Consider the following 6918-nt stretch of genomic DNA (forward strand, 5'->3'; position numbering starts at 1 on the left):
ATCATTGGGATAGGGAATTTCGTTTGTTAGCCCCGGTAACGTTCTTCAACATCGTAACAAATGACAATACCGACATATCTTACGGCTCGATCCAAAATGACTTGCCATCACCAGACCTAGATCCCTCATATGCTGAAGAATCTAATTCCTCCTCCAATCCGGAATAGCTACATTTCCCGCCGTGCGATCGTATTCAGGGCAGGGATTCAGGAATCCTTTTCAATAAAACTAGAACCCTCTATTGGAGTACACTATCCAAAATTGTGCCCCAATAGCGTTGAACGTGATAGTGATCGCGTAATACTTGTTCTTCTGCAAGCATAAGAAATGATTACTCCTACAATCTATGTAAAAACTCACTCAGCCTCACCGATGAGGGTAAAAGCCGCCCACTGTTTAGGATTGGGATATTGTTTCATTGCTGTCAGCATCGCTTGACGTAAGGCAACCGCTTTGTCAGGATTTTGTTGTAAATTGCGATAAAACTCGGTCATTAAAAAGGCAGTAGAATCATCATTAACTGCCCACAGCGATACCAGAACGCTCGGAACGCCAGCAGAAATTAAAGAGCGAGATAAGCCAACTACACCATCACCTGTAATGTCTCCGCGTCCCGTATCGCAAGCGCTGAGAACTACTAAATCAGCTTGTAATTTCATGTCAAAGATTTCCCCGGCGGTGAGTAAACCATCGATTGCATCATCAGCTTTACCGTTTGGTGCAAGCGCGATCGCTCCCGGGACACCGAATCCTTTAAAATCATAAAGTAAGCCGTGGGTAGCCAGATGAATGATGCGTGCTTTCTGCATGAGTTGCATCACCGTAGTTTTGGTTGCTTTGCTACCTGTCAGTGCTTCGGTGTTAAAGAATTTAGCAATTTGAATCGCTTCTTTTTCTGCGCCAGGGAGAGGGTCTAACTTTGCAGCTAATTCCCCAATTTGAATTTTGGGCATGGTAGGATTGCCAACAACCAGCACATCCTTGGCTGCTCTTTGACCGTTATGCTTCTGCTTGCGAGTTAAGTTTAAAACTTGGATTGCAGGAGTAGTGAGGATGGTATGTTTTTCAATCAAGTATTTGCCTTGCTCGTCTTGCAGTGCGGGGAATGGGACGACAAACAGCGATTCTTGCGGGATGAAAATGACACGCGCATTAGGGTCTGTTGGCAGTAAATCAGCAATAGGTGCGATGAGTATTTTATGGAGTTGCTGTAATTTCTCGGTTGAGCTTTGGGGTTGGGGATTAGCAACAGTTACTTCAAAGATACTGCGACTTCTCACACCGATATCATCACGACTAGTGCTAACGAGGTCTTGTAGGGAGGTGTTTAATGATTTTTTCAGGTCTACTTGCTTAAAGGTAATTTCACCTGTGGGTTTAATGACCCAAACATAGAGCTTTGATTGCTGCCCTTCTTGTTTTCTTTGAATTTGGTCAGGTTCATCAATGATTGAATATTGAACAAGGGTAGCGTTTTGCTGGGAAGCAATTTGCTTAATTTCTTGAAGGGTTGGGAGTTTAAGATTAGGTTGATTGTTGGGGTTTTGTGATAGTTTGGAGTCTAATAAATCCACCAAAGCACGACCGCGACTGCGTTCGGCAATTAAGAGTGCGTCTTCAAATTTATTTTGTGCAACAAAGGCTTGTTGGAGCAAGCGGTAGGTATGAGATTGCTCTTCAAAAATGGAGATTTTTTGGTCATCTTTTAATTCTCGCGGTCGGAGAGATTCCGAAACCTCAATTGCTGCCAGTAAGATGGTTTCGGCTTGGGAATATTTACCTTGAGTATTGTGAACTAACCCAATATTGTTGAGCGTCGTACCCTCCCCTACCTTGTCACCAATTTCTTTAACAATGGCTAAGGCTTGTTGATAAGACTCTAAAGCTTTAGGGTACTGTCCTAGGCTGCGGTGAACTTCCCCAATATTGTTGAGCATCCCACCTTCTCCTGCCTTGTCACCAATTTCTTTGACAATGGCTAAGGCTTGTTGATAAGACTCCAAAGCTTTAGGGTACTGTCCTAGGCTGTGATAGACTGACGCAATATTGTTGAGCGTTGTACCTTTTCCTGCCCTGTTGCCAATTTCTTTGCGAATAGCTAAGGATTGTTGATAAGACTCCAAAGCTTCAGGGTACTGTCCTAGGTTGTAGTGAACTGACGCAATATTGTTGAGCGTCGTACCTTCTCCTTCTTTGTCACCAATTTCCTTGCGAATAGCTAAGGATTGTTGATAATACTCCAAAGCCTTAGGATACTGTCCTAAACTGCGGTGAACTAATCCAATATTGTTGAGCGTCGCACCTTCCCCTACCTTATCACCAATTTCTTTGGCAATAGCTAAAGCTTGTTGATAAGACTCTAAGGCTTTGGGGTACTGTCCTAGGCTGCGGTGAACGGCTCCGATATTGTTGCTCATCGTACCTTCTCCCCTCTTGTCACCAATTTCTTGGTAAAAAACTAAGGATTGTTGATAAGACTCCAAGGCTTTGGGGTACTGTCCTAGGTTGTGGTGAACTAACCCAATATGATTGAGCGTTGCACCTTGTCCTGCCTTGTTGCCAATTGCTTGGTGAAGGGCTAAGCCTTGTTGATAATATTCCAAGGCTTTGGGGTACTGTTCTAGGTTGTGGTGAACTAACCCAATATTGTTGAGCGTCGTACCTTCTCCCTTCTTGTCACCAATTTCTTTGACAATGGCTAAGGCTTGTTGATAATACTCCAAAGCCTTAGGGTACTGTCCTAGGCTACGGTGAACTTCCCCAATATTGTTGAGCGTTGCACCTTCTGCTTGGCGCTCTCCAATTTCTCTAAAAATCACTAAAACCTGTTGAAACGTCTCGAAAGCTTCTCGAAATTGACCTTGATTGAACTGCTGAACACCTACTTGATACAAATGCAATGCTTCATCTCGGCGTTCTTTTCTTATCTGTGTCTGTGCCAAAGCAGCACTACTTCCCCAAGTATTCTTCACCACTGGTAACGGACAACTCAAGGAGATGAGCAAGGTTACAGTAATAACGCTAAGGCGATGTAGATGAGGAGGCATAGGTTCAATCGGTTAGTGAACTATTTACATATATCTTCCATGTTCGGGAGGTGATCTAAAAATCTATTCAACTTCTTCATGAACAGCCATTGAAGTGATTACGCGATCACACGGATCAAAGGTTATCGCCTCAATATCTTTGCTTTGATGTGTTGAAATACCCTCACAAGAAGGGTATGAATAAGGACTTGAGTTACTCCTTTTCACTAATTAGCGCTACAGCTAGGGCTAAATCTTCCGGGGAAGGTTCGCAGTATCGTTTTGTGGTTTCCAGACTTTCATGCCCAGCTAAAGCTGCAACCATTTCCAATCCAACACCAGCGTCGATTAAATTTTTACAAAAAGTATGCCGGAGAGAATGGGGCGAGAAATCTTCCAATTCGCCTTTGTATTTTTCAATCAGACTTTGGATACCGCGAGGGGTGAGTTGCCCCCGCTGCCCGACAAAAATGGGTCTGACGGCTCCTCGATTTTTGTAATAACCGATTGAGATGAGTGCCGACCGAGCATCATAGTTGAGTGGAATCTCTCGACGTTTCGCCCCCTTACCGGACTGCACAATCAAAATTGCTTTGTTGGGTGTGATTTTAATGTCCGACCAGTGAAGGTCGCAAAGCTCAGAAACTCGCAGCCCGGTGTTCAATAGCAATCTGACAATTATCAAGTCTCGCTCAAGACCGCCCTGCTCTACCCTGGTGAGCAATGCCTGTTGTTCGCTGCGATTGAGCCAGCGAATTCCCCGGCGATTTTCTTTCACGACTTTGGGGATTTTCGGAACGGATGCAATCATCCCCGCGGAGAGTGCCCAGTTTAAAAACACCTTGATGGTTGTCAACTTGCGGTTGATACTCTGGGGTTTGAGCGAATGGGATAAATCGCGCTTGTACTCGCGCAAGTCAACTGCGGTCACTAACTCTGGGAAAAATTCTGATTGCTGCTGGAATTCAAACCATCGGATGAAAGCATCGAGGTCGCACAGATAGTTGCGAATGGTCAGCGGACTGCGCTCATTTTCTTCTAGAGCACGACGGAATCCATTTTTACACCGCGTCGAATTATACGCCGAGTTCTGTTTCCGGTATTTGCGAATAGAGGTGACTGACATGAGACTTCTGGCAACCAACTGTGCGTAATTTAGAAATTATATGCACACTTGGGGTCGGCGACGATCGCTCAGCCCTCGCTCAAAAACAGCAGAAGCTTTTCAATGACTGGGTGCCAATTGGGACGAACTGGAGCGCAATAAAAAACTACCCCATTGAAAGATAGGGTAGTAGGATGCATCGAACCCAGACACTGCATTCAGGATTCAGCTTCTATCGGAATTTATCTCAAAGATGGGTTACGGATAAAAATCAAGAGCGATGTAATGTTGGCACACTCAGGCTTGATTCAGCTAACAGCATCCGTCCCGCTGTGACATCTGCCACATTAGCTGCATGGACTAGCACCACCAACACTAACCTCAAAGTGTCTACCAAGATGTGACATTTGTGTCCGTTGACTTTCTTGCCCCCATCGAAGCCTCGCTCTGGTCCACCCACATTGGTTGTCTTGATTGGCTATCAAGGATACCCTCAGTTGGTTGCACATCACGGCCTGCTTGTTGGCGTACCTGCTGACGTAGCTTAAGTGGAATTGGCAAGTATCCTATGCATGAGGAGATTCACCAAGTTATTGAAAGTAAAGGCACTTTTACTTTTACCTTCCAGCGTCCTTTACGAGATGCTAGCGAATCTGCATAAATCTTTCAATAAAAAGATTGAGGTAAAAACAAAAGCAACAAATAAATTTGTCAACTTGGCTAAAACTTGTGTTTGAATTAATGCCTGAAAAAAAGATGCAGTATTTGTTTTCAGAGTTTAGAGCTAGTGAGTTTGATGCATTGTACCAAGAGATATCTCAAGTTTTTGAGATTTCAAAAGAGCAATTAAAGGCTTTATATCTAATAATGCGTGAAGAGTTAGAGGAAGAAGGGTATCCGGAACACACACTCAGCCGGAATATTTTTCTTCCTAGCAACGAAAGTTTCCAAAAGCTTTATGATGATGCCTTAGTCATCGGAGTAGATATCCCTAGCATTCTTGAGCTATCCAATGGTGTAAAAGATAAAAAAACGGTAGCGATTCTTGGACAAGACCCATTAAGGAGAAGTGAGACAAGAGTGGAAGAGATTAGTATAGGCACTCCCTACGCTCTTCATTTAAAAAACTGCCGTGAAAAATTACGAAACACCCGACTATACTTTGACTTAATCAAGGTGCTACTGGAGTCGGGATATCGGGTTTACTTGACAGATGTATTCAAAGTTTGGGTCAGCTCTTCTAACGGTAGATCCGGTATCCCCTTAAGCCAAAAAGACAGCAATCGCTTCATTAATCTATTAAAAGACGAATTCAAAATATTTGAACCACTTGCGCTCATCACTTGGGGACGAATTGCAAGTAATACCGTTGCAGGTATAGATTTGAAAATTAAACATTTAGAATTTCCTCATCCAAGTGGTGCCGCAAATGGAACGTGGAGGAAAATTATGGGCAAACCACCTACACGAGAAAATCGAATTAACTATTGGAAGCAAACAATCTTTGATTACTTAGACTCGCCGACATCTAAAGAAGGGTGAGGTTTAGAGGTCTTGTCGGAATATTGTCAAAACCGAGCTAAGTTGCGAGATTCAGCAACAATGTCAATGAGGTTAACAACAGCATTGGCAAGCGCATCAGGAAAATAGGCAGGCTCACGAGAGACAGTTGAAAACCTCACATCTACATCCTCTTGGAGAGCTATTAAGAGCGAGTTAGATGCGCTGTAATGTCTATACGCTAACTCTAAATCAGGTTGAGCTTGCCGCAATCTTGCCTGGGTGGGAAGGCGATCGCGCTTTTCATGTGAATTGAATTTAGGGTCAGCAGGAACTAAATTCCAGAGTTCATTAATCGGGTAAAGCGATACGGGCAAGAGGTGATCTAAATCGTATTGGATACCACGAGTGATGCGCCTTTTTGTCCAAGGACAAATGAACACTCTGTCTTCCATCAGCAGCAAATCGATTTGGTTGCGTTCCCAAGTCAATGGTCTGCGATTATCCGGTCTATCGGTCAACAATTGATAAATAGTACCGCGCTCAGCTTCCTGCTGTACTTTCTCAGTAAACAAACACCACTCGTGAATGCAAAGCGCTTCAACCCAAAGCGACATTTCTTGGAATGTTTGCCACAAATCAGCACGAATAATTAAGCATTTATCTGTGGGTTGGGTACTGGGAATCGGTATGACTCGACTGCCAATATCGACATACTTAACAGGTTTAGCAAACACTGTCCAATGACCATAACCAGCATATTTGACTGGCATTTCCAGGGTTTTACTAATAGCAGTGAGGGCTTTAGAGTAAGCTTGATGCAAAGATTTTGGATAGTTTTGATACTTACGTGGGACTCTCAGTTCGTTGATGAGAAAAAAGCCATCGCTAGGACGAGATATTCCACCAATAACTTGTTCCCATTCCTGACGCAGTTCAGTTAATTGAGGACGGAACTCCATATCATTTCTCAGTATGTTCCCTTGACGGGAACGCTGCCCTTGTAGAATTGATTTGTCAGGTTTTACAAAAGACCAATAGTAAGCTACCCAAAATTGAGCCAGAATTCGGAGCGGAACTGCCACGTCTTGCTCAACGTTCCGCAGGTCAGGGAAATTGAGAGCAAGATCATTGATGGCACGCAGTAAAGCTATTTTATAGCTCGTGACCTTGGCATCGTGCTTGAGAATTGTGCTGATGACGTTTCCTGGCAACATGGGGGTGAGATTCAAGGGAGTGATCGCTACTTTTCTATAATGTTTCCCTCTCGATCCCGTTTGACCCGTT

4 protein-coding genes and 1 pseudogene are annotated in these 6918 nt (G+C 43.8%); 1 reads left to right on the plus strand and 4 read right to left on the minus strand.

All coding sequences use genetic code 11. The features are described 5' to 3' along the window. Positions 1-356: 356 nt before the first annotated feature. From NDI34_RS27270 to NDI34_RS27280, 3 genes and pseudogenes are all read right to left on the minus strand, one after another. On the minus strand, positions 357-3047 hold the full coding sequence (locus NDI34_RS27270; protein WP_348234394.1) for a tetratricopeptide repeat protein: 2691 nt from the start codon (positions 3045-3047) through the stop codon (positions 357-359). A gap of 193 nt (positions 3048-3240) precedes the next feature. After that, the gene (locus tag NDI34_RS27275; RefSeq protein ID WP_348234395.1) at positions 3241-4152 is read right to left on the minus strand and encodes a tyrosine-type recombinase/integrase; all 912 of its coding nucleotides are present in this window, start codon (positions 4150-4152) and stop codon (positions 3241-3243) included. A 316-nt stretch (positions 4153-4468) separates the two neighbouring features. After that, positions 4469-4573: pseudogene (locus NDI34_RS27280) on the minus strand (transposase); the annotation flags it as partial. A 266-nt stretch (positions 4574-4839) separates the two neighbouring features. On the opposite strand from NDI34_RS27280, the gene NDI34_RS27285 reads away from it, so the two are divergent. Next, positions 4840-5673, plus strand: coding sequence for a uracil-DNA glycosylase (locus tag NDI34_RS27285; protein WP_348234396.1), 834 nt, complete (start codon positions 4840-4842; stop codon positions 5671-5673). A 26-nt stretch (positions 5674-5699) separates the two neighbouring features. Here NDI34_RS27285 and NDI34_RS27290 read toward each other — a convergent pair. Then, on the minus strand, positions 5700-6918 hold a 1219-nt coding region (locus NDI34_RS27290), incomplete at its 5' end, for an HNH endonuclease domain-containing protein (protein ID WP_348234397.1).

Source organism: Trichocoleus sp. DQ-U1, from assembly GCF_039961925.1.
Taxonomy (GTDB): domain Bacteria; phylum Cyanobacteriota; class Cyanobacteriia; order Cyanobacteriales; family FACHB-T130; genus FACHB-T130.